The organism is Shewanella aquimarina, assembly GCF_023349185.1.
Lineage (GTDB): Bacteria > Pseudomonadota > Gammaproteobacteria > Enterobacterales > Shewanellaceae > Shewanella > Shewanella aquimarina.
The window spans coordinates 1-1,067 of record NZ_JAKIKY010000032.1; the positions used below are offsets into that span (position 1 = coordinate 1).

The window sequence follows — 1,067 nt, forward strand, 5'->3', positions numbered from 1 at the left end:
CGAGCCTCCACGGATGATGAGATGGACACCTCTTGTGAAGTCGGCGTCAAAAGCGCCATATTGAATTTGCACGTTCAATATCAACAAAAGGTGTCCACTATGAAAGTTACTCTAATTGGTATCGATTTGGCAAAAAACGTCTTTCAAGTCTGTGGTGTAAATCAGGCTTGTAAATCTGCATTTAATCGTGCACTTCGTCGACACCAACTTATGGCGTTTCTAGCTCAATATCCTGATGCAATCATAGCAATGGAAGCCTGTAGCGGTTCAAATTACTGGGGTAGAAGCTTAAAAGCTCAAGGTTATCAGGTAAGGCTAATTCCCCCTCAACATGTGAAGCCCTTTGTCAAAGGCAATAAAAATGACCGTAATGATGCCTTCGCCATTTGCGAAGCAGCGCTTAGACCCAACATGCAGTTTGTAGAACCAAGAACCCTAGAGCAGGTTGATATGATGTTGGCGCATCGAATCAGGGAAAGGCAGGTCGACGCCAGAACAACATTGATTAATCAAATCAGAGGCCTGCTATATGAATATGGCATTGTCATCGCAAAAGGCAAAGAAAGCCTTAAAGCAGCATTACCTGACTTAATTGAAGATGCAGAAAATGAATTAACCGAAAGAGCTCGAATCCACTTTACGCTGCTACACCAAGAGTGGGGCGCGATTGATGAAGCCATAAAGTCATCAGAAAAGGATATCAAACAGCAAGCCCTGGCTTCCGAAGGAGCTAAACTACTAATGCAAATAAAGGGAATAGGAGAAATTACGGCAACAGCCGTAGTCTCTTTTGCTGGTAATGGTTCGTCCTACAAGAATGGTAGACATTTTTCAGCCAATATCGGTTTAGTACCTAAGGAACATTCAAGCGGTGGAAAACAAAGTCTTGGTGGGATAACCAAGCGAGGTAACCGTTACCTCAGGAAGCTACTCATTCAATGTGCTTGGTCGATTATCAGGCACTGTAAAACAGCGCAAGATAGGTTGTCTGTTTGGGTTAAAACGCTCATCGAACGGCGAGGCAGTCACAAGTCAGCAGTCGCACTGGCCAACAAGTTAGCAAGAAC

General features: G+C 44.0%; 1 protein-coding gene. It reads left to right on the forward strand.

Annotation, left to right across the window (positions count from 1 at the left end):
* Nucleotides 1–99: 99 nt before the first annotated feature.
* Nucleotides 100–1,067: IS110 family RNA-guided transposase (locus tag L2731_RS19465; RefSeq protein WP_249254889.1), on the forward strand; the 968-nt coding region annotated here is incomplete at its 3' end.